The organism is Cycloclasticus pugetii PS-1 (genome assembly GCF_000384415.1).
GTDB classification, from domain to species: domain Bacteria; phylum Pseudomonadota; class Gammaproteobacteria; order Methylococcales; family Cycloclasticaceae; genus Cycloclasticus; species Cycloclasticus pugetii.
Window position 1 is genome coordinate 517,237 of sequence record NZ_ARVU01000001.1, and the last position, 26,466, is coordinate 543,702.

A 26,466-nucleotide genomic window follows, 5' to 3' on the forward strand; every position below is an offset into this window, starting at 1 on the left:
AGATAATCATGAGTTCCAATCCAGAAATTGCCAACAGCATTCAAACGGGTGCCTTTAAAACTAATTACCACGATGAAGGTGAAGGGTATCCAGTATTTATGATTCATGGATCTGGACCTGGTGTAACGGCTTGGGCTAATTGGCGTTTAGTTATTCCTGTATTGGCTGAGCACTATCGTGTGATTGCCCCTGATATGGCGGGTTTTGGTTTTACCGAACGTTTAGAAAACTATGAATATACAATGGATAATTGGGTTCAACATGCTGTTGATCTAATGGATGCATTGGGTATTGAGAAAGCACATCTAGTTGGTAATTCATTTGGCGGCGGCTTAGCGATAGCGCTTGCAATTAAGCACCCTGAACGAGTTAATCGTCTTGTTTTAATGGGCGCGGCCGGCGTTGAATTTGAATTAACAGCAGGCTTGGATGAGGTTTGGGGTTATGAGCCATCAGTGGCAAATATGCGTAAAATGATGGATTTATTTGCTTATGATCGAAGCTTAGTGACCGATGAGTTAGCTGAACTTCGTTATAAGGCAAGTATCCAGCCAGGGTTCCAAGAGTCATTTAGTAAAATGTTCCCTGCACCTCGTCAACGTTGGGTTGAGGCGCTTGCTAGTGACCCTGAAGATATTAAGAAGATTCAACACGAAACATTGATGGTTCATGGTCGTGAAGATGTTGTGGTTCCACCTATTACATCAAAGACCTTTTTTGAATTATTGCCAAACTCGCAACTGCATATGTTTGGAAAATGTGGACATTGGACTCAAATAGAACAAAATGCACGGTTTAACAAGTTGGTATTAGATTTCTTTGCAGAAGCGGATCAATAAACTTAGGTAAGAAAATTAAGTGAACTTTGCAATTATAGGTGCTGGCGGTATAGGTTGTTACTATGCCGCCAGGCTAATTCAGGCTGGTGAGAGTGTTACGTTGGTCGCTCGAGGCGCTCACCTACAGGCTATGCAAGGGCAGGGTCTAGAAGTTAAACACGCCGAGTTAGTGTTTAACCAACAGGTTAGTGCCGTTAGTCTTGATAAATGGTTTGAAACAACACGACCAGAACAGCTTGATGTTATTGTTGTGTGCTTGAAAAGTATGCAAACAGCGGGCTTTGCGCGTCAACTTGATGCTTGGTTAAAGAAGCATCCAAAAAGTGAATTGCCCTATGTTTTATCTTTGCAAAATGGTGTCGATAATGAACAGCAGCTTAGTTCAGTATTGCCAGCTGGTTTGGTTTTGGGTGGTATTGCTCGCCGGATAGGTGCGCATATTGTTAAACCAGGTGTGGTTGAGTCAATTGGCCCTGCGCAGGTCATTTTAGGTTTGTGGCCCAATCATCAAAAAATCAGTGCTAAAACCGAGCAAAGAATAAACGAGATAGCTCGTTGCTTTAACTCTGCAGAAATTCCAACAGAGGTCTCTAAAGATATTAATAAAGAACTATGGCGTAAGTTAATTATTAATAATGGTCTTAACCCAATATGTACCTTGTTAGAAAAAGAGACCGGGCAGGTAACACCTGATGTACGTCTATTACCACTCATACGTGGTGCAATGGAAGAATCAGTACTGGCAGCAAAAGCTAACGGGGTTGAGTTATCTCAAGAAGATCTCGAAGATATGCTTGAATTGATTTCAACGTTTGATTCTATAAAGCCTTCCATGCTGGTTGACCGTGAAAAGGGTCGCCCGTTAGAAATTGAAGAGATTTGTGGCGTTGTCATTAAAGGCTGTGAAAGGATGGGAAAAGATGCGCCATATAACCGAACTATCGCCACGTTATTACGCCTTGCTGTAGAAACTTCTTAGACTGTAATGTCTTATCTTATAAAGGCTGCAGGGCCGTTATTAATACTTAGTTTTGTGTTAACAGTTTTTAATGCTTGGGTTCCAAATAATATTGAAGGACTTCAGGGCGTGTTTACATGGCTTGCCGGCATTATTTTATTTTTTGATTTGGCGGGTAAGCAAAAAAAGATCATCCTGACCATTGCGACTTTTGCCATCATGAGCTGGTTGGTGGCATGGAAAACTGGTGAAATAGCTCATATTGATAAAGCATTTTCAGCAAATCAGTTAATGATTGTAATGCTGATTGGGGTGCAGTTTTTACAATTAGTGGCCTTGCCCGTTGATAAGAAAGCAAAGGCTTTACCGACAGGCGTCAAAGCCTTTGTTAGAACTTACCTAGGTGTTCACTTCTTTGGCTCGGTCATCAATCTATCAGCTGTATTATTGGTGGCAGATAGAATGGTAAAAGAGGCGCAGCTATCAATGAATCAACTGAAGTTGTTGACGAGAGCGTTTACATCGGGCGCCCATTGGTCGCCATTTTTTGCTGCTTTTGCAGCAGCGTTAGTTTTTACGCCCGAAGCTTCGCTGCCCATTGTGATGGGCGTTGGTTTTGGATTGGCCGTGCTTGCATTTTTGATTACATTTTTCGAAGCTAAGGCAAATAAACAGGAGAGTATCAAAGAGTTTATTGGTTACCCAGTACGGTTTGAAGCATTGTGGCTGCCACTTGGCTTGGTTATATTAGTAGCATTGGCTCATTATGCTTTTCCTGCGGTTAGTGTGCTTATATTAATAGCAATGTGCTCCTTACTATTAAGCTTGGTGGTTTTGCTGTTAAGGCAGGGGTTAAGCAAAGGGGGTATGGGTTTCATTCATTATGGGGTGTACAGGCTTCCGCAAATGAAAAATGAGCTGCTTCTATTTCTTATTGCAGGTGTGTTTGGCTCAGGATTGGCGGCAGCCCTTGATGGCTTGTCGATAGCTATTCCGTTTCAGCACTTCGATGGTTTTGTGGCATCCGTTATTTTGCTATGGATGTTTGTATTAGCTATTTTGGGCGTTCATCCGGTTATCAGTATCGCTGTTATTGGGCATTGGATTATAAGTATTGAGCCAAATCAAACGTTACTGGCGATTACGTTTTTAATGGCTTGGGCGATTGGGGTGTCGGCAAGCCCAATATCTGGAATTAATCTTGCGCTACATGGGCGCTACGGTGCGTCAGGGCAGCAAATTTTCAAATGGAATATAGCGTATGCGTCAAAGTTATATTTATTTGATTGCGTAATTTTAATGGCGGCTGGTTACTTACTTGGTGTTTAAGATGCTCGCTCAATTGCTTGATAACAAGTATCATATAACATTGTAAATCCATCATGGGCCATAACACTTTAAGGAAGCAGTATTTTGACAGAGATTAAGAAACAGAATTCATTTAATAAAGAAGAATTATTGAGCTGTGGAAGAGGGGAGCTATTTGGCCCTGGGAATGCACAGCTTCCTATGCCAAATATGTTAATGGTCGATAGAGTTATATCCATTACAGAAGATGGCGGTTCAAATGGTAAAGGGCAAATTATTGCGGAGTTAGATATTACTCCCGACCTGTGGTTTTTTGAATGCCACTTTCCGGGTGACCCCGTCATGCCTGGTTGCCTTGGTTTAGATGCAATGTGGCAATTAGTTGGCTTTTATTTAGGCTGGAAAGGTGGCTTAGGACGAGGCCGAGCGTTAGGAGTGGGTGAGTTAAAATTCACGGGGCAAGTACTACCAACGGCCAAGAAAGTGACTTATAAAATTGATTTAAAACGAGTTATTATGCGTAAATTAGTGATGGGTATTGCTGATGCGGTGATGGAAGTGGACGGAAAAGTAATTTATGAAGCAAAGGATTTGCGTGTAGGGTTATTTACTTCAACTGAAAATTTCTAAAAAGGGTTAAATATGAGACGGGTTGTTATTACAGGCATGGGTATTGTTTCATCACTAGGTAGTGATGTAGATACTGTTGCAGATTCGCTTAAAACTGGGAAATCAGGTATTAGCTATAGGGAAGCGTACAAAGAAAAAGGTTTTCGAAGCCATGTAGCTGGTGTGCCAGATATAAATCTAGACGAATTAATAGACCGTAAGGCTCGACGCTTTATGGGAGACGCTGCTGCTTACGCCTATGTGTCAATGCAGCAAGCGATTGATGATGCAGGTTTGACAGAAGAGGAAGTATCAAACCCTAAAACTGGGCTTATCATGGGCTCTGGTGGAGCGTCTACAAAGAATGTTGATGAAGCTATTAACTTATTGAATACGAAAGGTATTCGTCGGGTTGGGCCTTATATGGTACCAAGAACGATGAGCAGCACAGTATCAGCAGGACTGTCTACACCCTACAAGATTAAAGGCGTTAACTATTCGATAACTTCTGCTTGCGCGACCAGTTCACATTGTATTGGTAATGCTATGGAGCTTATTCAATTAGGTAAACAAGATCGTGTTTTTGCTGGTGGTGGTGAAGAGGAGCATTGGTCATTAACAATGATGTTTGATGCGATGGGCGCATTATCAACAAAAAGAAATGATACTCCCGACACTGCTTCACGAGCCTATGATGCAGACCGTGATGGTTTTGTAATAGCTGGTGGTGGTGGTGTAGTAGTGGTAGAAGCCCTGGATGTTGCATTGGCTAGAGGTGCGAAAATATATGCTGAATTAGTTGGTTACGGCGCTACTTCAGATGGTTACGATATGGTGGCTCCGTCGGGTGAGGGTGCAACGCGTTGTATGCAAATGGCCTTAGAGAATGTCGATACACCTGTCGATTATATTAATGCGCATGGCACCAGTACACCGGTAGGTGACATGGCTGAGCTTAAAGCAGTAAAAGCCGCTTTTGGTGATAAGGTACCACCGATCAGTTCTACGAAGTCATTATCGGGTCATTCTTTAGGGGCAGCGGGTGTGCAAGAGGCCATCTACTGCTTATTGATGATGAAGGATAACTTTATAACAGCCTCAGCAAATATTGACCAATTAGATGAGGCAGCTGAAACGGCTAATATTGTTATGGAAACTCAGACAGGTGTTGAGTTGAATACAGTAATGTCAAATAGCTTTGGTTTTGGTGGAACAAATGCGACCCTAGTGCTAAAGCGTTACGAAGACTAACATTAAGGTTATAGAAGCAAAAAAAACCGGTCAATGACCGGTTTTTTTTGCTTTGAAACTTAGTGTTATTTAATCGCTAACAATTCCATTTCAAAAATCAGTGTTTCATTTGGTCCAATCGCACCACCTGCACCTTGTTCACCGTAAGCCAACTCAGAAGGAATAAAAACTTTCCATTTTGTGCCAACTTCCATCAGTTGTAGTGCTTCTTGCCAACCCGGGATAACGCCATTTACTGGAAATGTAGCTGGCTCGCCACGCTTAATAGAGCTGTCAAACACAGTGCCATTGATAAGGGTGCCTTCATAATGCACTTCAACAGTATCTGTTGCTTGAGGTTTTTCGCCTGTGCCTTGATTGATAACAATGTATTGCAGGCCGCTTTCTAGAACTTGTACCCCTTCAGTTGCAAGGTTGTCTTTTAAGAACTGAATGCTTTTATCAGCGTTGTTGTTTTTTGCTTCGTTAGCTTTTTCCTGCATTTCTTTTTGGAATGCTTCAATAACTGCTTGCATTTCTGCAGGGTTTAAAAGGCTAGGGTCGCCATTTAAGCTGTGTGTAAGACCTAAAACGAGGGATTCGGTTTCAACATCTAGTTTATCTTGACGGATACCGCCACCAATTTGTTGGCCCATTGTGTAGCTAAGCTTTTGCTTTTCTGTTTCCAAAATACAGTCCTATTAAGTAAAGTTAAACGACCATTCTACAATAAATAGACGCAAAACTATAGCTGATGGGAATTCACCTTAATTAATGCTGAGCTTTAGTTGTGTTTTGAAGGGGGGGTTAGGCTCTAATATCTATTATGCTGCCAATAACATCGCCAGCTGTTTGTGCGACTCGGGTTGATACTTGAACTTGCTGTTGTGCTTGTTGTAACGCGAGGAGCTCTTTGGCTGTCTCTTGACTAGATTGCTCGCCGCTTAACTGCTCATTACTGGCCAGTTTCTGGCTTGCATTGCTTGCCTGATTAAGACCGTTGTTAATGCCTAAGAGAGCGTTTTGGTTGATAGAGCTAACGTTCATATCAGTATTTTAGAGTAATTTACGCAATAATTATAGTTAACAAACCAACACCCGTAATGTGAAAGAAATCACATTACGGGTGTTTTATCGCTTAAATTAGCTAACCTCACCTTGTTCTGCAGAGCATAAAGCGGTCATGTTCAGGATTCGCCTGACAGAGGCAAAAGGCTTTAGAACGTGTACGGGTTTTTCTAAGCCCAATAAAATAGGACCAATGGTTACCCCGTCACTTAAGATGCGAACCATGTTAAATGAAATGTTGGCGGCGTCTAAATTAGGGAAGATAAATAAATTAGCTTCACCGTTAAGTTTGGAGTCGTTTATCACGCCTTTTCTTAAATTTTCAAGCAACGCAGCATCGGCTTGAATTTCGCCTTCAACTTCAAGTTGAGGATGTTTTTCATGAAGAATGCTAACAGCGCTGGACATTTTTTTTGCATCATCATCATTAGCGCTGCCAAAATTAGAATGTGATAGTAAGGCGGCTTTAGGGGTGATGCCAAATCGTTTAACATGGTTAGCAGACTGCAATGTCATGGCAACTAGCTCATCAGTAGTTGGGTTGTTGTTTACCATTGTGTCGCAAAAGAAGAAAACGCCTTTTTGTAATGAAATGGCGCTCAGTGCCGCTACATTTTTTACCCCGTCTGCTTTATCTAAAATATCGGTAATATGACCAAGGTGTCGGTGATAATTGCCAACCATGCCACAAATCATAGCGTCAGCTTTGCCAAGCTTGACAAGTAAGGAGGCTAAGACGGTTGTTTTTGTCCGCACATAATTTTGCGCTAAGGTTAATGAAACACCTTTTCGCCCTTTTGCTTTATGGTATTCGGCAACACATTCGCGAAAGTAAGGGTTGTTGTCTGGTTCAATAATTTCAACTTGATCTAGTATTGATGTTTCAAGGCCTAATCGATCAATTTGTTCAAGAATGACCTTTTTACGACCTACAAGAATGGGCGAGGCTAACTGCGAGTTAACGATCTCTTGTACGGCGCGAAGTACTCTTCCATTTTCCCCTTCGGCATAAACGACACGCTTTGGTGTGAGTTTGGCTTGCTCGAAAATAGGCTTCATGACCATACCTGAACGATAAACATAGCGTTCAAGCGAGGCTCTGTAATGATTAAAGTCTTTAATTGGTTTGGTAGCAACACCACTTTCCATAGCGGCTTTGGCAACAGCTAATGGTATTTCAATAATAAGATTAGGATCGAAAGGACGAGGAATTAAGTATTCGGGTCCAAAAACAGGGGTCTTTCCAACATAACTATCACTGTCGTCATTTACTGCTTTTTGTGCCAACTTGGATAGTGCGCGGATACACGCGAGTTTCATTTCTTCGTTAATGGTAGTTGCGCCAACATCAAGTGCGCCCCTAAAGATATAAGGGAAACACAGCACATTATTCACTTGATTTGGATAGTCAGAGCGACCAGTTGCAATAATAGCGTCATCCCTTACTTCTTTAATCTCTTCGGGTAGTATTTCGGGTGTGGGGTTAGCAAGTGCGAAGATGATAGGTGATTTGGCCATTTGTTTGACCATGTCTTTAGTCATCATGCCGGCACGTGATACGCCTAGGAAAATATCTGCTCCGACAGTGGCTTCGGCTAAGGTTCTGATGTCAGTTTTAGTCGCGTAGCGTTGTTTGCGATCATCCATTCCTTCAGTTCTGCCGTCATGGATAATCCCTTTACTGTCGCTGACGAGAATGTTTTCTCGTTTGAGGCCCATTTCAACAAGCATATCTAGGCATGCAATACCGGCCGCACCTGCTCCAGATGCAACTAGTCGAACCGTTGAAATGTCTTTATTGGCTACTTTTAAGCCGTTAAGGATAGCAGCGGCTGTGATAATGGCGGTGCCATGTTGGTCATCGTGGAAAACAGGGATGTCAATTTTTTCACGAAGCTTTTTTTCGATGAAGAAACATTCGGGTGCTTTAATATCTTCAAGGTTAATGCCGCCAAAGGTGGGTGCTAGGCTGGCCACAATATCAACAAATTTATCGGGGTCTTTTTCATTGATTTCAATGTCAAAGACATCTACGCCGCCAAACTTCTTAAACAGGACGCCTTTGCCTTCCATAACTGGTTTTGAGGCCAGTGGGCCTATATCCCCTAAGCCAAGGACGGCAGTACCATTGGTAATTACCGCCACTAGGTTGCTTCGTGCCGTATAAAGTGCGGCAGAAGAGGGGTCTTTGGCTATTTCTAAACAGGGTTCTGCCACGCCGGGGCTGTAAGCCAAAGCAAGGTCGGTTTGGTTACTCAGTGCTTTAGTCGGTGTAACTTCAATCTTTCCAGGCTTCGGATGTTGGTGATAATACAGCGCGTTCTTTATAGGCTTGTCAGACATAATTTAAGTAATAGTTTGGTTGATGTCGAAATGATAGTGTCATTATACGTTAAACTAGGCGGTTAATTGCTAACTTGGCTTACGAGTTAGATGTTTTATTTTTACAAATACAAGTTTTAAATATGAATGCACTTGAAATAAATCAGCTATACAAGCGTTACGATAACGACTTTCTTGCGGTTAAAGGTATAAATTTAGAGGTCAAGCAGGGAGATTTTTTTGCACTATTAGGTGCAAATGGCGCAGGCAAGTCCACCACAATAGGCATTGTGGCCTCGTTGGTTAATAAGACATCAGGTACTGTTAAAGTCTACGGGCATGATTTGGATACTGACCCGGAAGGGGTGAAGCGCTGTCTTGGTTTAGTGCCACAAGAGTTTAATTTTAATCAGTTTGAAAATGTCTTTGATATCGTTGTGTCTCAGGCCGGCTATTACGGTATTCCTCGAAAAAAAGCGCTGGAAAGAGCTGAGATTTGTCTAAAACAGCTAGAGCTTTGGGATAAGCGTAATGAAGCAGCAAGAGAGCTGTCAGGCGGTATGAAACGGCGGTTGATGATTGCGCGAGCATTGGTGCATGAGCCGAAATTACTAATACTCGACGAACCTACAGCTGGTGTTGATATTGAAATACGTCGGTCAATGTGGCGCTTTTTTAAGGAAATAAATGCTGCTGGAACGACGATAATTCTAACCACCCATTATCTAGAGGAAGCAGAAAGCCTGTGTAAGCATATTGCCATTATCAATAAAGGTAATGTGATTGAGAATATGGATATGAAGGGTTTGCTGGAAAAAGCAGATGAAGAGGTTTTTGTATTGAGCCTTGAGCGACCGGAAAAAGAGCTGCCAGTAATAACGGGTTGTAGAATAGAGCGTTTGGATGAAACGACATGGCAGGTTAGCGTGCGCAAGGAGTCGGGAATACACGCCTTATTTGATGAGTTAACTCAATTGGGTATAAAAGTATCGGGTATTCGTAATGAATCAAACAGGCTAGAACAGCTGTTTCTTAAGTTATTAGTAAAGAAGGGTAAGGATAATGTTTAATAAAGAATACTGTGTTGCGCTAGAAACAATAACGTATAAGGAAGTTAGACGTTTTCTACGTATTTGGGTGCAAACTTTATTGCCATCGGTGATTACTACAACGCTTTATTTTCTTATTTTTGGTACTTTAATTGGCTCAAGAATTGGGACAATGAATGGCTATGATTATATGGACTTTATTGTCCCTGGGCTTATTTTAATGGCGGTTATTAGTAATGCCTATTCAAATGTAGTTTCCTCTTTCTACAGTTCAAAATTCCAGCATAATATTGAAGAAATGTTGGTTGCACCTATTCCCGGTTGGATTATTTTGACAGGGTATATTTCTGGTGGGGTGCTGAGAGGGCTGATCGTGGGGGTTTTGGTGACGATTGTGTCCTTGTTTTTTACAGACTTAAATATTGCACACCCGGTGATGATGGTGGTTGTGTTCTTGTTAACAGGGGTGTTGTTTTCAGCGGCGGGCTTTATTAATGCAGCCTATGCAAAAAGCTTTGATGATATTTCAATTGTGCCAACGTTTGTTTTGACGCCTTTGATATATTTGGGAGGGGTGTTTTATTCGATTGACTTATTGCCAGCGTTTTGGCAAAACGTATCATTACTCAATCCAGTACTTTACATGATCGATGTATTTCGGTTTAGTATATTAGGCGAGTCTGATATACCGCTGTTATACGGCTTTATCGTTATTGCGACATTTATTGTTTTTATGTTGGGGGTCAGTTTAAGGCTACTTTCTAAGGGAATTGGTATAAGGAATTAGTTAACGAGATTGAATGATGCGGTGCGATAGGATAGAATTCGAAAAGTTTTATAAGTAATTTTTCTAGAAGTATTGACGGCAGGTCAGCGGGTTATAGTCGCTACTCGACATTAAACGTGCAGTCTGCTTAAACAAACAAACTTAAATCAATTAAGAAGCCTAATCAATGAACTACTTTAAGATCAAAGAAGGCTTGGACCTGCCAATTAAAGGCGCGCCAAGTCAAGTTATTTCAGAGGGTAATCAGGTTTCCAGTGTTGCCGTTTTTGGCGAAGACTACATAGATATGAAGCCTACCATGCTGGTTAAAGAAGGTGATCGTGTCAAGCTGGGGCAGATTTTATTTACCGATAAAAAAACCGAAGGTGTTAGTTTTACTTCGCCTGGTTGCGGGGTTGTCAAAAGCATTAACCGAGGTGCGAAACGTGTGTTACGCACGGTTGTTATTGAATTAGACGGTGACGATCAGGTTGAGTTTACCAAATACTCGTCTGAAAAATTAGCGAGCCTTGATGCGGTAGATGTTGTTAAGAACCTAACAGAATCAGGTTTATGGACAGCTTTTAGAACGCGTCCATTCAGTAAAGTACCTGCGCCAGCTACTCGACCTGTAGCGATTCATGTATCCGTTATGGATACTAATCCATTAGCGGCAGATCCAAGTGTTGTTATTGCCGAAGATGCAGATGCATTTAAAGATGGTTTAACAGTGGTCTCTCGCCTGACAGAAGGAAAGGTGTATGTGAGTAAGGCTGTCGACGCAGACATAGCAGTTCCCGACGTGGTCGAAGTCGCTGAGTTTTCTGGACCACATCCAGCAGGTCTTTCTGGTACACATATACATTTTATTGACCCTGTTCATTCGAAAAAAATTGCGTGGACCATTGGCTATCAAGATGTGATTGCCATTGGTAAATTATTTACATCGGGTCTTTTAAACGTTGAACGGGTCATTTCGTTAGCCGGCCCCAAAGTTCTTAAGCCGCGTCTTATTAAAACTAGACTGGGTGCAAATACAGAAGAGTTGGTTAGAAAAGAAATTGAGACGGGTAATGTGCGAATTATTTCGGGCTCTGTTTTGTCAGGTAGAAAAGCGAATAACTGGGCATCTTATTTAGGTCGTTACCATGTTCAGTTGTCAGTACTTCAAGAAGGAAGAGAGCGTCAGCTGCTAGGGTGGCTAAACCCGGCAGGCGAGAAATTCTCTTTTACAAATGCTCTGCTATCTAGTTTTAACCGTAAGAAAAAAATGGCAATGGATACATCAGCACACGGTAGCCCACGTGCCATGGTTCCTATTGGGGTATATGAAGGCGTGATGCCGTTGGATATTTTGCCAACACAATTACTTCGAGCCTTAGTTGTTATGGATGTTGATGCAGCTGAATCACTCGGCGCATTAGAACTAGACGAAGAAGATTTAGCGTTATGCTCATTTGTAGATTCAGGAAAGCATGATTTTGGTAAGGCGCTACGCGCTAATTTGGCACACATTGAGAAGGAGGGTTAATGTCTCGTTTAAGGAATTATTTAGATTCAATACACCCTAAGTTCGCTAAAGGCGGATCACTAGAGAAGTATTATGCGATTTATGAAATGGTGGATACCTTTTTATATACGCCTAAAGATGTAACCGCAGGCACAACGCATGTAAGAGATGCTATTGATTTAAAGCGTATCATGACGTATGTATTCATCGCGGCGTTACCTTGTGTGTTGATGGCAATGTGGAATACCGGCCATATGGCGAACATGGCGATGGCTGAGTTAAACATGACATCGTTAGATTCATGGCGTGGGTTTGTAACAAATGCGGTCGGCTATAACCCAGACAGTCTTGTGGCAAACATGGTACATGGTGCCATGTACTATATACCCATTTATGTTGTTACCGTATTAGTAGGCGGTATTTGGGAAGTCTTATTTGCAATTGTGCGTGGGCATGAGGTTAACGAAGGGTTTTTCGTTACATCAATGCTGTTTTCGCTGATTTTGCCGGCCACAATTCCTCTTTGGCAGGTAGCTATTGGTATTTCATTTGGTGTTGTTGTTGGTAAGGAAGTGTTTGGTGGTACAGGTAAAAACTTCTTGAACCCCGCGTTAACAGCACGTGCGTTTTTGTTTTTTGCTTATCCAGCTCAAATGTCAGGTGATGCTATTTGGACGGCTGTTGATGGGTTTAGCGGTGCGACGGCTTTAGGCATGGCTGCTGCGGGTGGTATTACAGCAGTAACGACCTCAGGAATTACTTGGATGGATGCGTTCTTAGGAACGGTGCAAGGCTCAATGGGTGAAACCTCAACACTTGCGTGTTTAATTGGGGCGAGCTTTTTGTTATATACCCGAATTGCTTCGTATCGCATTATGTTAGGCGTCTTAGCTGGCATGATAGTCACCAGTACTATGCTTAATTTAATTGGTAGTGACACAAACCCTATGTTTGCAACACCTTGGTACTGGCATGCTGTATTAGGTGGTTTTGCATTTGGTGCCATCTATATGGCAACGGACCCTGTGAGTGCGGCGATGACAAACACGGGTCGATGGGTGTATGGTCTATTAATTGGTCTGATGGTGGTTTTAATTCGTGTGGTAAACCCTGCTTTCCCAGAGGGAATGATGTTGGCCATATTGTTTGCCAATATGTTTGCACCATTGATTGATTATTTTGTTGTTCAGTCAAACATCAAAAGAAGGGAGAAAAGAAATGCCTAATGAAAATGAAGCGAAGCCAGTGGGCAAAATGAACTTCCTCGCGTTATCAAACGATAGTACGCTTAAAACGTTCATCATGGCGACTTTAGTGTGCCTAGTATGTGCAGTTTTTGTGTCGATTTCAGCTGTTGCACTTAAACCACTACAAGAACTTAATAAAGAGCTAGATAAGAAGAAAAATATTCTTCAAGTAGCGGGTTTGTATGAGCAAGGCGATGATATCGAAGCGGCTTTTTCAAAAATTGATATTAAGCTTGTTGATTTATCAACGGGTGAGTATGTCACCGATATGGATCCGGCAACATACGATGTAAGACGAGCAGCTAAAGACCCAAACTTGAATGTAACAATACCTAAGTCAGATGACCTTGCTAATATCAGGATGCGTCCGAAATATATGCCGGTTTATCAAGTGAAAGAAGGTGATGCTGTGAAGCAGCTAATTCTTCCAATCAATGGTTATGGTTTATGGTCAACCTTGTACGGTTTCCTTGCGGTAGAAAATGATGGCCAGACCATTGTTGGTTTAAGCTACTACGAACACGCAGAAACCCCTGGTTTAGGTGGGGAAGTAGATAACCCAAAATGGAAAAAAATATGGGATGGAAAGAAAATCTACGGACCAGAGGGTGATGTTGCAATTAAAGTCATTAAGGGAACGGTTGTTCCGAGTGCACCTAAAGCGGAATATCAAGTTGATGGTTTAGCGGGAGCAACATTAACAAGTCGTGGTGTGAGTAATATGCTGAAATATTGGATGGGCGCTGAAGGGTATCAACAATACCTGAATAAAGTTCAAGAGAATGGAGCGTAACGATGAATAAAGAAACTCAAAAAATTATATTAGACCCATTAGTTGATAATAACCCTATCGGCTTACAGGTTTTAGGGGTTTGTTCAGCGCTAGCTGTAACAACAAACCTGGGGACGGCACTCGTTATGTCATTAGCCCTGACATCAGTGACAGCGTTTTCGAATCTATCAATTAGTATGATTCGTAATCATGTTCCTAGTGCAATCCGTATTATTGTTCAAATGACGATTATTGCATCGCTGGTTATTGTTGTTGACCAAGTGTTGAAAGCCTATGTTTATGATTTAAGTAAGCAGCTGTCTGTATTTGTTGGGTTGATTATTACTAACTGTATTGTGATGGGACGTGCAGAAGCATTTGCAATGAAAAACCCACCAGGACTTAGTTTTTTAGATGGTATAGGAAATGGTCTGGGGTATTCGCTTGTTCTAATGTTTGTAGGTACATTTCGTGAGCTCTTGGGCTCAGGAAAATTGTTTGGTATAGAAATCCTATCAACTGTAAATGATGGGGGTTGGTACGTACCTAATGGTTTAATGTTATTACCACCGAGTGCATTTTTTATCATAGGTTTAATGATCTGGGGTGTTCGTTCATTACGTCCTGCACAAGTTGAAAAGGCGGAATTTAAAATCAAAGAAGTTAACGGAACGGAGGTTGCGTAATGGAAGCTTATATAAGTTTATTTGTTAAAGCGGTTTTCGTAGAAAACTTAGCGTTATCTTTCTTCCTTGGGATGTGTACGTTCTTAGCTGTTTCTAAGAAGGTTTCTACCGCCATGGGTTTAGGTGTTGCCGTGATTTTGGTGCAAACGTTAACAATGCCACTGAATAACATTTTATACCAAGGTTTACTTAAAGAAGGTGCGCTTGAGTGGTTAGGGCTACCAGAAGTTGATTTAAACTTTTTAGGATTAATTGTTTATATTGGCGTTATTGCGGCGGTCGTTCAAATTCTTGAAATGGCGATGGATAAGTTTGCACCAGCACTCTATAACGCACTGGGTGTGTTTTTGCCGTTAATTACCGTGAACTGTGCGATTCTAGGTGGTTCATTGTTTATGGTAGAGCGAGATTATAATTTAGGCGAAAGTTTAGTCTTTGGCTTTGGCAGTGGCTTAGGCTGGGCACTAGCGATTACAGCCATTGCAGGAATAAGAGAAAAGCTAAAATATTCAGATGTACCTGATGGCTTACGTGGATTAGGGATTACCTTTATCACAGCAGGCTTAATGGCGATGGGCTTTATGGCATTCTCTGGTATTCAACTGTAATTAGGAACTCAGTATGTTAGAAATTGGTTTAGGTATAACGTTTTTTACCGGTATTGTCTTAATCCTGGTGATGATTATTTTGGCGGCAAAGTCAAAATTAGTAGCGCATGGTAATGTCAAAATATTAATTAACGGTGAAAAAGAAGTAGAGGCACCTGTGGGTGGCAAATTGCTAGGCGCATTAGCAGATGCTCAATTATTCGTTCCTTCAGCGTGTGGAGGCGGGGGCACTTGTGGCCAATGTAAGGTGCGTGTTCAAGAAGGTGGTGGCTCAATGTTACCAACCGAAGGTGCTCACATTAATAAAGGTCAGCAACGTGATGGTGAACGCTTATCGTGTCAGTTAACGGTTAAACATGACATGAAAATTACAGTGCCAGAAGAAGTGTTTGGTGTTAAGAAGTGGAAATGTAAAGTTAAATCAAACCATAACGTAGCGACATTCATTAAAGAACTGGTTCTTGAATTGCCTGAAGGTGAAGATGTTGGCTTCCGTGCGGGTGGTTATATTCAAATTGAATGTCCACCGCATGTTGTAGATTATAAAGACTTTGACGTTGAAGAAGAATATAGAGCTGATTGGGATCACTTTAATATTTGGCGTTATAAATCTGAAGTTGATGAAGAAGTATTAAGAGCATATTCAATGGCTAATTATCCTGAAGAAGAAGGGATAATAATGTTAAATGTTCGTATCGCTTCACCAGCACCTAATGCGCCAGAAGGCACCCCACCTGGGAAAATGTCTTCTTATATCTTTAACCTTAAACCGGGCGATGAAGTTACGATATCTGGCCCTTATGGTGAGTTTTTCGCCAAAGAGACAAAGTCTGAAATGGTCTTCATAGGTGGTGGTGCAGGTATGGCGCCGATGAGGTCACATATTTTTGATCAACTACGTCGGATTAAAACAGATCGAAAAATATCATTCTGGTATGGTTCTCGAAGCCTAAAAGAAATGTTCTATGTGGAAGATTTCGATATGCTCGCGAAAGAAAACGATAATTTTGAGTGGCACGTTGCTTTATCAGATCCACAGCCTGAAGATAATTGGGATGGTTTGACAGGTTTTATTCATGAAGTTTTATTTGAAGAATACTTAAAAAATCATCCAGCACCTGAAGATTGTGAGTTTTACATGTGTGGGCCACCAATGATGAACGCAGCGGTGATTAAAATGCTTCAAGACCTTGGTGTTGAAGATGAAAATATCATGCTCGATGACTTTGGTGGATAATTGAGTTTACTTAAGCACCCCGCTAAAAATGTAATATTTTTAGCGGGTTTTTTAATATTTCTCAGCTTACTTAATGGTTGCGATTCGCAGCATAAATCAGCGTTTACATTAAGTGGCGAAACGATGGGTACGACCTATCACATAACTATTGCAGCAGATCAATTAAATGAAACACAAGAGTCATTAAAAAAAGCAATAGACTCACGCTTAGTTGAAATTAATCAGTCATTCTCAACGTATATTGGTTCCTCGGAAGTGTCTGTCTTTAACGACTCTAAGGGCCAGCAGTGGCACAAAAAATCTAAAGAGTTTATAAATGTTTTAGCACACGCTCAACAGATAAGTGATATTACTGAGGGTGCATATGATATTACTGTCGGACCTTTAGTGAACCTATGGGGTTTTGGCCCGACATTTAATGTCGATGAGATACCAACTGAAGTTCAGATCAAGGAAGTCCTAGCTAGTGTGGGCTATCAAAATATTGCTTATAACCTAGACACGCTTGAGATTAAAAAGTTAAACGATAAGGTGTATATCGACTTTTCGTCTATTGCTAAAGGCTATGCTGTCGATGAAATTGCAGAACTTATTGAGTCAAGAGGCTATAGCAACTATATGGTCGAGATTGGCGGAGAAATGCGATTACGCGGTAAAAACGCACAAAATACCTTATGGCGTATAGCAATTGAAAAGCCAGACTCAAAAAATCGTTCAATCCATCGCGTACTTAAGGTAAGCGATACGGCTATTGCTACCTCAGGTGATTATAGGAATTTTTTCGAGAAAGATGGTGTTCGTTTTTCTCACACTATTAATCCCACAAATGGCCAACCCGTTCAGCATAAATTGGCCTCAGTTACTGTGCTGGCAGAAAATAGTATGAAAGCAGATGCTTGGGCAACAGCTTTTATGGTATTGGGTCATAAAAAGGGGTACGATTTGGCTGTGTACAATAGATTAGCTGTATTATTTCTGGTGAAGGATGGTGATAGCATTAGAGAAATAGCAACACCAGAATTTACCTTAATGACCCAGGGGTTATCATCATGAATATATTTTTAGTAACGTTTTTAGTTTTCATGCTAGTAGTGATATTCATGTCTGTTGGTGTGATCTTTAGCAATCGCAAAATCAAAGGCAGTTGTGGTGGTCTTAATAACATTGATGGGCTAGAAGGTGATTGCGCTCTTTGTAGTAAAAAAACCTGTGATAAAAAGAAAAAGATGGAAAAGTTAAACGCTTAGTCATTCTTACAATAAGTTTATAGGATATAAGGGGAGTAGATGTTTAAGTCAGTATTAATAAAAGACTACATGGCCACTAATTTAACGACCTTCACGCCAGGACTGGAAATTTCCCAGGCGATTAAGTATTTAAATACGCATAAAATATCTGGCGCACCGGTGGTGGATGAGCGTGGCACACTGGTAGGAATGTTGTCCGAAAAGGACTGTCTTCAAGTGGCATTACAGTCAACCTACTATGAAGACTGGGTGGGTGGTGTCGTGTCAGAGTATATGACTGAAGAATTAGAGACAGTGCCAGATACGGCCAGTATTGTAGACGTTGCTGAGAAATTTTTAAAATCATCATTTAAACGTTATCCAGTACTCGATGAAGACGGCGAATTGGTTGGTCAAATTAGCCGGAGTGATGTACTTAGAGCACTGGATAAACTTTGGTAAGCTTTGTCTGAAACATACTACTGGTACGATTACGAAACAACGGGCATTGATCCTGCTAGAGATCGTGTGGTCCAGTTTGCGGGTATACGTACGGATTTAAACTTTAATCCAGTTGCAAACCCCGATGTTTTTTATTGCAAATTGCATGATGATATCTTGCCTCACCCAGAAGCGTGCCTAATTACTGGAATTACACCACAACATGCAATCAGAGAAGGTCTATTAGAAAGCGAATTTATTAAGCGAGTGCACCGCGAGTTTAGTACGCCTCAAACATGTGTCGTTGGATACAACAGTATTCGATTTGATGATGAATTTACAAGGCACCTTTTATATAGAAATTTTTTCGATCCTTATGCCCGTGAATGGAAGTCTGGCAACTCACGTTGGGATTTAATAGACCTAGTTCGATTGACACATGCTCTTAGACCAGATGGAATTAATTGGCCACAACGTGAAGATGGCGCGGCTAGTTTTAAATTAGAAGAGCTGACTAAAGCGAATGGTATCTTGCATGAGGCCGCACATGATGCCTTATCAGATGTATATGCCACTATTGAATTAGCAAAGCTTATTAAGCAACAACAACCTAGAATTTATAGTTGGGGCTTATCACTGCGAAATAAAAAAAAAGCCGCGGAAAACCTGGACCTGATACACAATACCGCTGTTATACATGTGTCGAGTAAATACCCTGCCGCACAAGATTGTTTAGCAGTTGTTGTCCCCATTGCTGCTCACCCAGTGAATAAAAATGGAGTGCTGGTTTTTGATCTATCTGCTGACCCAACAGAGCTTATTGACTTAACAGCTGAAGAAATCCACCAGCGATTATACACACCTACGGCTGAATTAAATGAAGGACAGAAGCGCCTGCCTCTTAAGACCGTTCATATTAATAAATCACCAATGTTGGCACCTTTAAGTACCCTGACTACAGAGGTCAAAAATAAATTAAATATTGATTTACTGCGGTGCGAAGAAAATAGGCAAAAAATACTCGGTGCGGGTATTGAAAAAAAACTGGCAGAAGTTTTCTCTATTAATACATTCGAAAGCGCTACAGACCCTGATTTAATGCTATATAGTGGCGGTTTTTTTAGCCCTATAGATGTGCAAAATATGACGCAAATACGTGCTTGTCCAATAGATAAATTGGCAGAGTTATCGTTGCCATTTGAGGATGAGCGTTTAGAAGAAATGTTGTTTCGTTATAGAGCAAGAAATTACCCGGAAACTCTTAACGAGGTGGAAAAAACGCAATGGCAAGCATATCGCCACAATTGTTTTATTAAAGAACATAATGATGGACGTTTAACCTTAAAAGCATATTTTGAAAGGCTTGATGAGTTAGTGGTTGACGGTGATTGGAGTGAAGAACAGCAAGTGCTACTAGAAGAATTAATTGATTACGGTGAGGCAGTTGCCGACAGTTTGGTATCAGACTAAATTTTTATTCATTGGCTTTAATCGCTAACAAACGTGGCCGGACTGCAAACAACTTGAAGGTATCATGAAAAAAGATTAAAGGTGTTGGTAGAATGTCTCCGATAAACCTTATTCCAAGCGTTAAATCATAATTGGTTTAGCGTTAACGATTAACAAAGCGCAGGAAATAGCATGGCAGAAACAGTAGAAGAGCTAACCGTTAGTTATACAGATGGCGGTATTGAAACAGTAAAAGAACTTGATAAAGTCGTTCTTTCAAAGGGTGCATGGGCGACCGTTATATACAAGCATCAAGACTGGAATCGTACAAAAGAAGAGTATGGCCCTGATAAATATACCATTCGTCGTTATCAAAAGCGTAATGGTGAGTACCAGCAGAAATCAAAGTTCAATATATCGAGCGCTGCCCAAGCGGAAGGTATTATCGCGGCATTACAAGGTTGGATAAAAAAATAAGCAAGTCCTGTTAGTAGCAAGGGGACTTGAAAGCTTGTTAATAATCAAAGCCAGATAAACACCATTGAGTGCTTATCTGGCTTTTTTGTTATATCACACTGTATTGTTTTTCATGTTTAAAGAAAAATAGGACGAGCAAATACTTAGTGAGAGTTAGTTTAATGCTGCTTTTCACCGTAAAGCTTAGCGTATAAGCCCTGTTGTTCAATAAGTTTGTTGTGATGGCCTTGTTCGCTAATAATGCCGTCTTCAAAAACATACACATGTTGGGCCTGTTTTATGGCACTTAAGCGATGGGCAATAATGATTGTGGTGCGGTCCTTTAAGAAAGACCGCATTGATTTATGTAATTGAAACTCAGTTTCGCTATCCAGCGCTGAGGTTGCTTCATCCAGAATAACGACCTTAGGTTGGCTAAGGATCATTCGAGCAATGGCTAGCCGCTGACGCTGTCCACCGGATAAACGTACGCCTTGTTGACCGATCAATGTGTCCAGTTGCTGAGGTAATTGTTGTATGGTTTGTTGGAGTTGTGCAATAGACAGTGCGTGCCACAGCTCATTATCATTTAAAGAACGCCCCATTGTTAAGTTGTCACGTATAGAAGCATTAAATAATACGGGGTGCTGAAGTACGGTTGATACATTGTCACGAATGGTATCAAAACCTATCTGAGTGACCGGAATATTATCAAAATAAATCATCCCGTCACTGATAGGGTATAAACCAAGTAGAGCCTGCACTAATGTAGATTTGCCGCCACCGCTAGCGCCAACCAAAGCAATTTGATCGCCTGACTTAATATCCAGTGTGATGCCATTGAGAATGTTTTTGTGACGACCATACGAAAAATGAATGTTTTTCATTTGAATAGACACAGAGTGTTTATTTTTAAAGGGGTTAACTGTATGTGGATAACGAGGCTCATCTTTTAAAGTAATGAGGGAGTTTATCCGCTCGAGGGCGGCGTTTGCGGAGAAGAAACTTAATTGAACGTGCAGTATTTCTTGGACTGGACCCATCATAAACCACAGGTAGCCAAAAACGGCGAGCATCTGGCCAATACTTAGGTCGGCGTAGACGACCATGAACATTGCAAGAGCTCGAAAGATATCAAAACCGAATAAAAACACCATAAAACCCAGTCGGTTTGCAGTGTCACTCTTCCAAGAATAACTACTGGCGCGAGTTCTAATAGTGTTGGCTTTACCAATCAATAGGGTTGTGTAATGTTTGCTTCGGTTATGAGCGCGAATTTCTCTTATCGCATTTAAGGTTTCAATAAGGGATTGTTGGAAGTCTTCAAAAGCCAAGTTTTCGTTAGCTTTTAAATGTTTAACCCGTTTGGCAAAAATGGTGGTGAAATAGATGACCGCAGGGTTGAGAAAAAGAATAAAGAGGGCAAGCTGCCAGTGCATCCAAAGCAGAACAATCGAGGTTCCAAGAACAGTAAGAATGGCCACTAACAGCTTACTTGTTGTACTGCCAATAAACTGGTCAACGGTTTCAATGTCAGTAATAAAATGACTGCTAATGGTTCCACTACCAACGGTTTCAAACTCGGTCATTGAGATAAAAGGTAAACGTTGTAATAAATGCCGACGAATTTGAAAAGTGATTTCTTTAGCGGTCAGAGTAAATAGACGGCTTTGTAAAACGTTAAAAAAAAGTGAGATAGCCCTTAATAAAAGTGTTAATACCAATAAGGCGAGAATATATAAGATAGGCCCGTGCCAAACAGTAGGTGTTATTTGTTGGATTGTTTGTACGGCAACACCGGGCTGTTTAAGTAAAACCTCATCGACTAATAATGGCATTAGAAGGGGCACAGGAACACTCGCTAAAACAGCGATCATGGCCATAATATTTGCTTTTATTAAAGAGGCTCGATGCTTTTTTGCCATGCTCAGCAAAGTTTGCCATCGGTAAGTATTATGGAAATGAAAATCTTCGTTTAGGTTAGTCAAAGTGAGCCTTATATCAAAGTATTTAACGGTTAAATGAATATTCTAATGGATAGGCCAATTGATGTTGAGCCAATTGCTTAGTCGTTAAATAAGCGCTTAAGTTATTAGCCCACCTATAGGCGTTGTGAGATAGAATAAAAATTGTAATGAAGGTCTTTTAAGTGAAGTGGAATATTTGCCAGGAGTTAAGTTAAATGAGTATTGAGTTATTGTTGGGCGTTGTAATAGGTGCAGTTTTTGGTTTTTTCTTATCCTTGCTATTTAAAAAAGGAAAAGATGGCAGTTCAAAAATTAAAGCGCTAGAAGCTGAACACGAAGCATATCGCAAACAAGTCGATAATCATTTTGTTAATACAGCTGTCTTGTTTAAAGGCTTAACAGACCAATATCGAGATGTTTATCGACATATAGCGAACGGAGCAGGTGAGTTATGTTCTGATGAAGCAAAAGCACTTCAGGTCGATCTAGAAGAAACAGCTTTGCTTGCTATCCCAAATGAAGAGCTTGAAGTAGCACAGGAAGAAGGGCCGGTTATATCAAAAACAACGACAAAAAAAGAAGAGCCTCTTGAAAAAGACAGCGAGAAAGTAACTGAGATGGATGCACCTGAAAGTAACCCAACAGATGAGGATGATATTCCGCTGGCTAGCGAGGTGGAAATGTCTGCTGACATTGTTGAAGAAATTAAAAATCAGGCCAATAAAAAAAGCTAATGATGCCTGTCTTGTTGGTGCTGTAGCTCACCTAGATGTTAATCGGTTGTTAAGGGTGAAAGAAAAAGGTTATTTGCTTTGTCCAATGCTATAAAAGCCGACATTTTGTTGGTGCTGGTAACAATATTAGCGGCTATCAGTTGGATTTTTTCAAAAGAGGCCGTTTTGTTAATGCCTCCTCTTTTATTTATATGTTCGCGCTTTTTATTAGCTGGTTTGTTATTGCTGATAGTGGGTTTTAACCAATTGAGTGTCTTAAGTTGGAATCAGTACCGACAAGCTATTATCGTCGGGTTTATCTTTGCTTTAGGAATGTGTTTTTGGGTAATGGGGCTTCATTCAGGTGTTAGTTTGAGCGTAGCGAGCTTTATCACAAGTTCGGCGGTTATTTTTTCACCTATTATTTCAAAAATATTTTTTGCTGAGAAGGTGCCTTCTACTACATGGTATGCAATCCCCTTTGCCTTAGTGGGCCTAGCTTTCTTGTCCCTATCTGGAGAATTTGAGATACAAAAAGGGCAATTACTCTTTATTGTATCGGCGCTTTTTGTGGCCCTGTTTTTTGTATTGAATTCTCGAGCAGCTAATCATCGTGAAATAGTTGTATTAGGTGAGGTCACCCGGGTTAGTAAAAGAGTCCCAGCATTGCCATTAACAGCGATAGCCTTGGTAACTGTTGGTGTGTTAGTGGGTATGCTGTCCTTTATCACGGAGGGTTGGCTAGAGGCGGCAGAAGGGTTTTCAAGCACTTTGCTGGCTTGGGTATTGGCAAGCGCATTTATTGGCACGGCGCTACGTTTTTTTATGCAGACCCATGCGCAAAGCCTGTCAAGCAACAGTCATGGCGTGGTTATCATGATTGTGGAACCAATTTGGACAGCGCTTATGGCGGCCGCTTGGTTTGGAGAAAGCCTATCAGAAAAAGAGTTGATCGGTTGTGTATTAGTTTTTATCTCCATCATTATTATTCGTTGGACATTGATACAGAGATTGTTGAAACGTGCGTCAGCGTGAATAAGCTAGGTTCTGTTTCTGCTAAGCCGTTCTTTAGTCGTAGAAGGAATATAAAGTAGCTGATAGCAATATGAAGATGATTCATTGAGAGCTATAAAATATTACGTTATCCCTTTAAAATAACGGCTTTATTTTAATTAAATGGACAAGGGTATGATCATTAAACCAAAAACTCGTGGCTTTATCTGTACAACAGCACACCCTGTTGGTTGCGCTGAGAATGTCAACGCGCAAATTAAGCTGACACAACAACAAGGTCCGGTCAAAGATGGGCCTAAAAAAGTGCTGGTTATCGGGTCTTCAAGTGGTTATGGTCTGGCTTCTAGAATTACGGCAGCTTTTGGCTCGGGTGCTGCAACTATCGGTGTTTTTTTTGAAAAACCCGGTAGTGAGAAAAAGCCCGGCTCTGCAGGCTGGTATAACACGGCTGCATTTGATGCTGAAGCAAAAAAAGCAGGTTTGTATGCGAAGCATATTAATGGCGATGCTTTTTCAAATGAAGCGAAGCAAAAAACCATTGAGCTGATTAAAGAAGATTTAGGTGAGATAGACTTAGTTGTTTATTCACTGGCTTCTCCTGTCCGTAAAGTTCCGGGTGCCGACCAGCTGACGCGGTCATGCTTAAAACCCATTGGTGAAACATATCGGTCAACCGCGATTGATACAAATAAAGATACTATCATTGAGGCAGAAGTTGAGCCTGCAACTGAGCAAGAAATCAAAGACACTGTGACTGTCATGGGTGGGGAAGACTGGGAGCTGTGGATGGATGCGCTGAGTCAAGCTGGCGTGCTAGCAAAAGGCTGTCAGTCGGTTGCTTATAGCTATATTGGAACTGCCATTACGTGGCCCATTTATTGGGACGGAGCATTAGGTAAAGCCAAAATGGATTTGGACCGTGCAGCAAAAGCAATTGATGCGAAACTTAAACAGCTTAATGGTAGTGCGCATGTCGCCGTATTGAAATCGGTGGTAACGCAAGCCAGTTCTGCTATTCCAGTGATGCCGTTGTATATTTCAATGGTGTTTAAGGTGATGAAGGAAGCAGGTATTCATGAAGGTTGTATCGAACAAATAAACCGCCTTTTTAGAACGCAACTGTTTAATGCCGGATCAGAAAAGAATTTAGATGATGCTAATCGCTTACGTTTAGATGATTGGGAGCTACGTGACGACATTCAACAACAATGTGTTGATATTTGGCCAACGGTAACAACAGAAAATTTATTTGAATTAACAGATTATGCGAGTTACAAAAAAGAATTTCTTAATCTATTTGGTTTTGAATTAGCAGCAGTTAATTACGATGAAGATGTAAATCCGCTAGTAGAGTTTGAATTAGAAACACTCTAGTTATTGTCTTACAGGATGCTTTGATTAGGCAAAAATTTTATGGATAAAAAAGACGCGCACATCATTGTAGTCGGTAATGAAAAAGGGGGGACAGGTAAGTCCACCCTTGCCATGCACATCATTGTTGGTTTACTCGATAAGACTAAAAAAGTAGCGGTTATCGATTTAGATGCACGGCAAAAAAGTGTAGCGAGATATTTGCAAAACAGGCAAACGTTTATGGCAAATGGTGGAACCAAAGTTGCTATGCCAGCGTTTAAAGTAGTTGGTCAATCGACGGCTAGTTTAGTTAAAGACAGGGAAGTCGAAGATCAACAGAGTTTGCAAGAGGGGCTGGATGAATTCAAACGTGATGTCGATTTTATTGTTATTGATTGCCCAGGAAATGACACCTACTTGTCACGTTTGGCGCATGCCTTGGCAGACACCTTAGTTACGCCTTTGAATGATAGCTTTATAGACTTGGATTTATTGGGTGAGGTATCGGCGGATTCTTTTCAAGTTAAAAAACTTAGTTTTTATACGGAAATGGTTTGGGATAGCCGAAAGTTTCGCTCAGCGAGTGGTAAACCGCCGATGGATTGGGTGGTGGTTCGAACGAGACTGGCATCGCTAGATTCAAGAAATAACAAACGTGTACACAGTGCCTTGGAATCATTACAAAAGCGAATTATGTTTCGTTATGTGCCCGGCTTATATGAACGCGTTATTTATAAGGAACTGTTTCCAAATGGTCTGACGGTATTGGATCTCGAAAAGGTTAATAGTTTATCTCATGTCGCGGCAAGGCAAGAGGTTCGTTCGTTAGTTGATAGTCTTAACGTGGTGGAATGATCGCTCAGCTGACTGCAGAACAGGAGCAGCTGGTTATTGATGAAACCGCTCGATATATACAATTGGCGAACAGCTTATTGAGTACGGATTATCAAGTTATTCCAGTTAAATTTGATCTGACCGGTCACACGATTGGCATGTATAAAAGATCTCGTGAGCAAATATTAATCCGTTATAACGCGCTTATATTTTCAAAATATTTCAAACAAAATCTTCAGCAAACTGTGCCACATGAGGTTGCGCACTATATTATTGATAAACAGTTTAGTAAGAAAAAAGTGTTACCACATGGGCCAGAGTGGCGAGCTATGATGCAACAGTTTGGCGCTAAAGCGAGCCGAACAGCGCAATATGATTTGAGTGATATCCCTAAGCGACGATATTCAACAGTCCCTTATCGCTGCGATTGCCAAACGCATCAATTAGGTGTTCGTCGGCATAATAAAGTTGTTCAGCGCAAAACTAACTATTTTTGTCGCCAGTGTGGCGAGCTTCTTAAGGCTGTATGAGCTGGTTTGTCTACATTATTGAAGCCAGCGATAGTAGCTTGTATACAGGAATAACAACGGATTTAGACCGTCGTTTTCAGCAGCATGCGACGGGGCAAGGTGCGAAATATTTTAAAGGTCGCCGACCTGTTAAATTTGTCTATAGCGAGAAGGTGGATAATAGAAGCAGGGCTAGTATTCGAGAGGCAAGCATTAAAAAATTAACGAGGCTGCAAAAGCTGCAGTTAATCAAGCCTTGAATGATGCTGAGTTTGGCCCCATATTTTATTCTATT

28 protein-coding genes are annotated in these 26,466 nt (G+C 41.1%); 24 read left to right on the forward strand and 4 right to left on the reverse strand.

The features are described from left to right. The first annotated feature begins 8 nt into the window (after positions 1–8). The 5 genes from CYCPU_RS0102605 (at position 9) to fabB (ending at position 4,965) form a co-directional block, all read left to right on the forward strand. A complete protein-coding gene (locus CYCPU_RS0102605; RefSeq protein WP_020161852.1) occupies positions 9–839 on the forward strand; it encodes an alpha/beta fold hydrolase in 831 nt (276 codons plus the stop codon). Between the two features lie 19 nt (positions 840–858). Next, positions 859–1,818: a ketopantoate reductase family protein gene (locus tag CYCPU_RS0102610; RefSeq protein WP_020161853.1), complete on the forward strand. Its 960-nt coding sequence runs from the start codon at positions 859–861 to the stop codon at positions 1,816–1,818. A gap of 6 nt (positions 1,819–1,824) precedes the next feature. After that, positions 1,825–3,126 carry a hypothetical protein gene (locus tag CYCPU_RS0102615; RefSeq protein ID WP_020161854.1) on the forward strand — a complete coding sequence of 434 codons (1,302 nt, stop codon included), beginning with the start codon at positions 1,825–1,827 and terminating at the stop codon, positions 3,124–3,126. A gap of 93 nt (positions 3,127–3,219) precedes the next feature. Then, complete coding sequence (gene fabA / locus CYCPU_RS0102620; protein WP_026362564.1) at positions 3,220–3,735, forward strand: 3-hydroxyacyl-[acyl-carrier-protein] dehydratase FabA; 516 nt, start codon at positions 3,220–3,222, stop codon at positions 3,733–3,735. A 12-nt stretch (positions 3,736–3,747) separates the two neighbouring features. Continuing rightward, complete coding sequence (gene fabB / locus CYCPU_RS0102625) at positions 3,748–4,965, forward strand: beta-ketoacyl-ACP synthase I (protein ID WP_020161855.1); 1,218 nt, start codon at positions 3,748–3,750, stop codon at positions 4,963–4,965. Positions 4,966–5,030: 65 nt separating this feature from the next. On the opposite strand, the gene CYCPU_RS0102630 is transcribed toward fabB, so the two are convergent. The 3 genes from CYCPU_RS0102630 to CYCPU_RS0102640 form a co-directional block, all read right to left on the reverse strand. Then, positions 5,031–5,633, reverse strand: a complete 603-nt coding sequence (locus CYCPU_RS0102630; RefSeq protein ID WP_015005330.1) for a BamJ family beta-barrel-assembly machinery protein — start codon at positions 5,631–5,633, stop codon at positions 5,031–5,033. 118 nt (positions 5,634–5,751) lie between these two features. Next, positions 5,752–5,991, reverse strand: a complete 240-nt coding sequence (locus CYCPU_RS0102635; protein ID WP_015005331.1) for a hypothetical protein — start codon at positions 5,989–5,991, stop codon at positions 5,752–5,754. Positions 5,992–6,087: 96 nt separating this feature from the next. Then, complete coding sequence (locus CYCPU_RS0102640) at positions 6,088–8,355, reverse strand: NADP-dependent malic enzyme (protein WP_020161856.1); 2,268 nt, start codon at positions 8,353–8,355, stop codon at positions 6,088–6,090. A 122-nt stretch (positions 8,356–8,477) separates the two neighbouring features. On the opposite strand from CYCPU_RS0102640, the gene CYCPU_RS0102645 reads away from it, so the two are divergent. The 13 genes from CYCPU_RS0102645 (at position 8,478) to CYCPU_RS0102705 (ending at position 19,802) form a co-directional block, all read left to right on the forward strand. Further along, positions 8,478–9,404, forward strand: coding sequence for an ABC transporter ATP-binding protein (locus CYCPU_RS0102645; protein ID WP_016389823.1), 927 nt, complete (start codon positions 8,478–8,480; stop codon positions 9,402–9,404). After that, entirely contained in the window at positions 9,397–10,170 is a 774-nt protein-coding gene (locus CYCPU_RS0102650; RefSeq protein WP_020161857.1) for an ABC transporter permease, read from the forward strand. Before CYCPU_RS0102645 ends, CYCPU_RS0102650 begins: the two co-directional genes overlap by 8 nt. 166 nt (positions 10,171–10,336) lie before the next feature. Beyond that, a complete protein-coding gene (locus CYCPU_RS0102655; RefSeq protein ID WP_020161858.1) occupies positions 10,337–11,680 on the forward strand; it encodes a Na(+)-translocating NADH-quinone reductase subunit A in 1,344 nt (447 codons plus the stop codon). Further along, positions 11,680–12,885 (forward strand): NADH:ubiquinone reductase (Na(+)-transporting) subunit B, encoded by a 1,206-nt coding sequence (locus tag CYCPU_RS0102660; protein ID WP_015005336.1) that lies wholly within the window; start codon positions 11,680–11,682, stop codon positions 12,883–12,885. The genes CYCPU_RS0102655 and CYCPU_RS0102660 overlap by 1 nt, the downstream gene beginning before the upstream one ends. After that, positions 12,878–13,699, forward strand: a complete 822-nt coding sequence (locus CYCPU_RS0102665; protein ID WP_015005337.1) for a Na(+)-translocating NADH-quinone reductase subunit C — start codon at positions 12,878–12,880, stop codon at positions 13,697–13,699. Before CYCPU_RS0102660 ends, CYCPU_RS0102665 begins: the two co-directional genes overlap by 8 nt. 2 nt (positions 13,700–13,701) lie before the next feature. Further along, positions 13,702–14,364, forward strand: coding sequence for an NADH:ubiquinone reductase (Na(+)-transporting) subunit D (locus tag CYCPU_RS0102670; protein ID WP_015005338.1), 663 nt, complete (start codon positions 13,702–13,704; stop codon positions 14,362–14,364). Further along, on the forward strand, positions 14,364–14,972 hold the full coding sequence (gene nqrE, locus CYCPU_RS0102675; protein WP_015005339.1) for an NADH:ubiquinone reductase (Na(+)-transporting) subunit E: 609 nt from the start codon (positions 14,364–14,366) through the stop codon (positions 14,970–14,972). Before CYCPU_RS0102670 ends, nqrE begins: the two co-directional genes overlap by 1 nt. Before the next feature lie 13 nt (positions 14,973–14,985). Beyond that, the gene (nqrF, locus tag CYCPU_RS0102680; RefSeq protein WP_015005340.1) at positions 14,986–16,209 is read left to right on the forward strand and encodes an NADH:ubiquinone reductase (Na(+)-transporting) subunit F; all 1,224 of its coding nucleotides are present in this window, start codon (positions 14,986–14,988) and stop codon (positions 16,207–16,209) included. Beyond that, entirely contained in the window at positions 16,210–17,262 is a 1,053-nt protein-coding gene (locus CYCPU_RS0102685; protein WP_020161859.1) for an FAD:protein FMN transferase, read from the forward strand. It abuts the gene before it with no gap. Continuing rightward, positions 17,259–17,456: a (Na+)-NQR maturation NqrM gene (gene nqrM / locus CYCPU_RS0102690; protein WP_016389819.1), complete on the forward strand. Its 198-nt coding sequence runs from the start codon at positions 17,259–17,261 to the stop codon at positions 17,454–17,456. Before CYCPU_RS0102685 ends, nqrM begins: the two co-directional genes overlap by 4 nt. Before the next feature lie 39 nt (positions 17,457–17,495). Further along, positions 17,496–17,897: a CBS domain-containing protein gene (locus tag CYCPU_RS0102695; RefSeq protein WP_020161860.1), complete on the forward strand. Its 402-nt coding sequence runs from the start codon at positions 17,496–17,498 to the stop codon at positions 17,895–17,897. Between the two features lie 3 nt (positions 17,898–17,900). After that, positions 17,901–19,346 (forward strand): exodeoxyribonuclease I, encoded by a 1,446-nt coding sequence (gene sbcB, locus CYCPU_RS0102700; protein WP_020161861.1) that lies wholly within the window; start codon positions 17,901–17,903, stop codon positions 19,344–19,346. A 171-nt stretch (positions 19,347–19,517) separates the two neighbouring features. Beyond that, a complete protein-coding gene (locus CYCPU_RS0102705) occupies positions 19,518–19,802 on the forward strand; it encodes a hypothetical protein (protein WP_020161862.1) in 285 nt (94 codons plus the stop codon). 158 nt (positions 19,803–19,960) lie between these two features. Here CYCPU_RS0102705 and CYCPU_RS0102710 read toward each other — a convergent pair whose 3' ends face one another. After that, on the reverse strand, positions 19,961–21,706 hold the full coding sequence (locus CYCPU_RS0102710; RefSeq protein ID WP_020161863.1) for an ABC transporter ATP-binding protein: 1,746 nt from the start codon (positions 21,704–21,706) through the stop codon (positions 19,961–19,963). Between the two features lie 257 nt (positions 21,707–21,963). Between CYCPU_RS0102710 and CYCPU_RS0102715 the strand changes: the two genes are divergently transcribed. The 6 genes from CYCPU_RS0102715 to CYCPU_RS0102740 all read left to right on the forward strand — a co-directional run bounded on the left by CYCPU_RS0102715 (position 21,964) and on the right by CYCPU_RS0102740 (position 26,431). Further along, on the forward strand, positions 21,964–22,482 hold the full coding sequence (locus CYCPU_RS0102715) for a Z-ring associated ZapG family protein (RefSeq protein WP_020161864.1): 519 nt from the start codon (positions 21,964–21,966) through the stop codon (positions 22,480–22,482). A 78-nt stretch (positions 22,483–22,560) separates the two neighbouring features. Continuing rightward, positions 22,561–23,496 (forward strand): DMT family transporter, encoded by a 936-nt coding sequence (locus tag CYCPU_RS0102720; RefSeq protein WP_016389813.1) that lies wholly within the window; start codon positions 22,561–22,563, stop codon positions 23,494–23,496. Between the two features lie 153 nt (positions 23,497–23,649). Beyond that, entirely contained in the window at positions 23,650–24,849 is a 1,200-nt protein-coding gene (gene fabV, locus CYCPU_RS0102725; RefSeq protein ID WP_020161865.1) for an enoyl-ACP reductase FabV, read from the forward strand. 39 nt (positions 24,850–24,888) lie between these two features. Continuing rightward, the gene (locus tag CYCPU_RS0102730) at positions 24,889–25,683 is read left to right on the forward strand and encodes a division plane positioning ATPase MipZ (RefSeq protein ID WP_016389810.1); all 795 of its coding nucleotides are present in this window, start codon (positions 24,889–24,891) and stop codon (positions 25,681–25,683) included. Continuing rightward, positions 25,680–26,192 carry a SprT family zinc-dependent metalloprotease gene (locus CYCPU_RS0102735; protein WP_015005351.1) on the forward strand — a complete coding sequence of 171 codons (513 nt, stop codon included), beginning with the start codon at positions 25,680–25,682 and terminating at the stop codon, positions 26,190–26,192. Before CYCPU_RS0102730 ends, CYCPU_RS0102735 begins: the two co-directional genes overlap by 4 nt. Beyond that, a complete protein-coding gene (locus tag CYCPU_RS0102740) occupies positions 26,189–26,431 on the forward strand; it encodes a GIY-YIG nuclease family protein (protein WP_015005352.1) in 243 nt (80 codons plus the stop codon). The genes CYCPU_RS0102735 and CYCPU_RS0102740 overlap by 4 nt, the downstream gene beginning before the upstream one ends. The last annotated feature ends 35 nt before the right edge of the window (positions 26,432–26,466 follow it).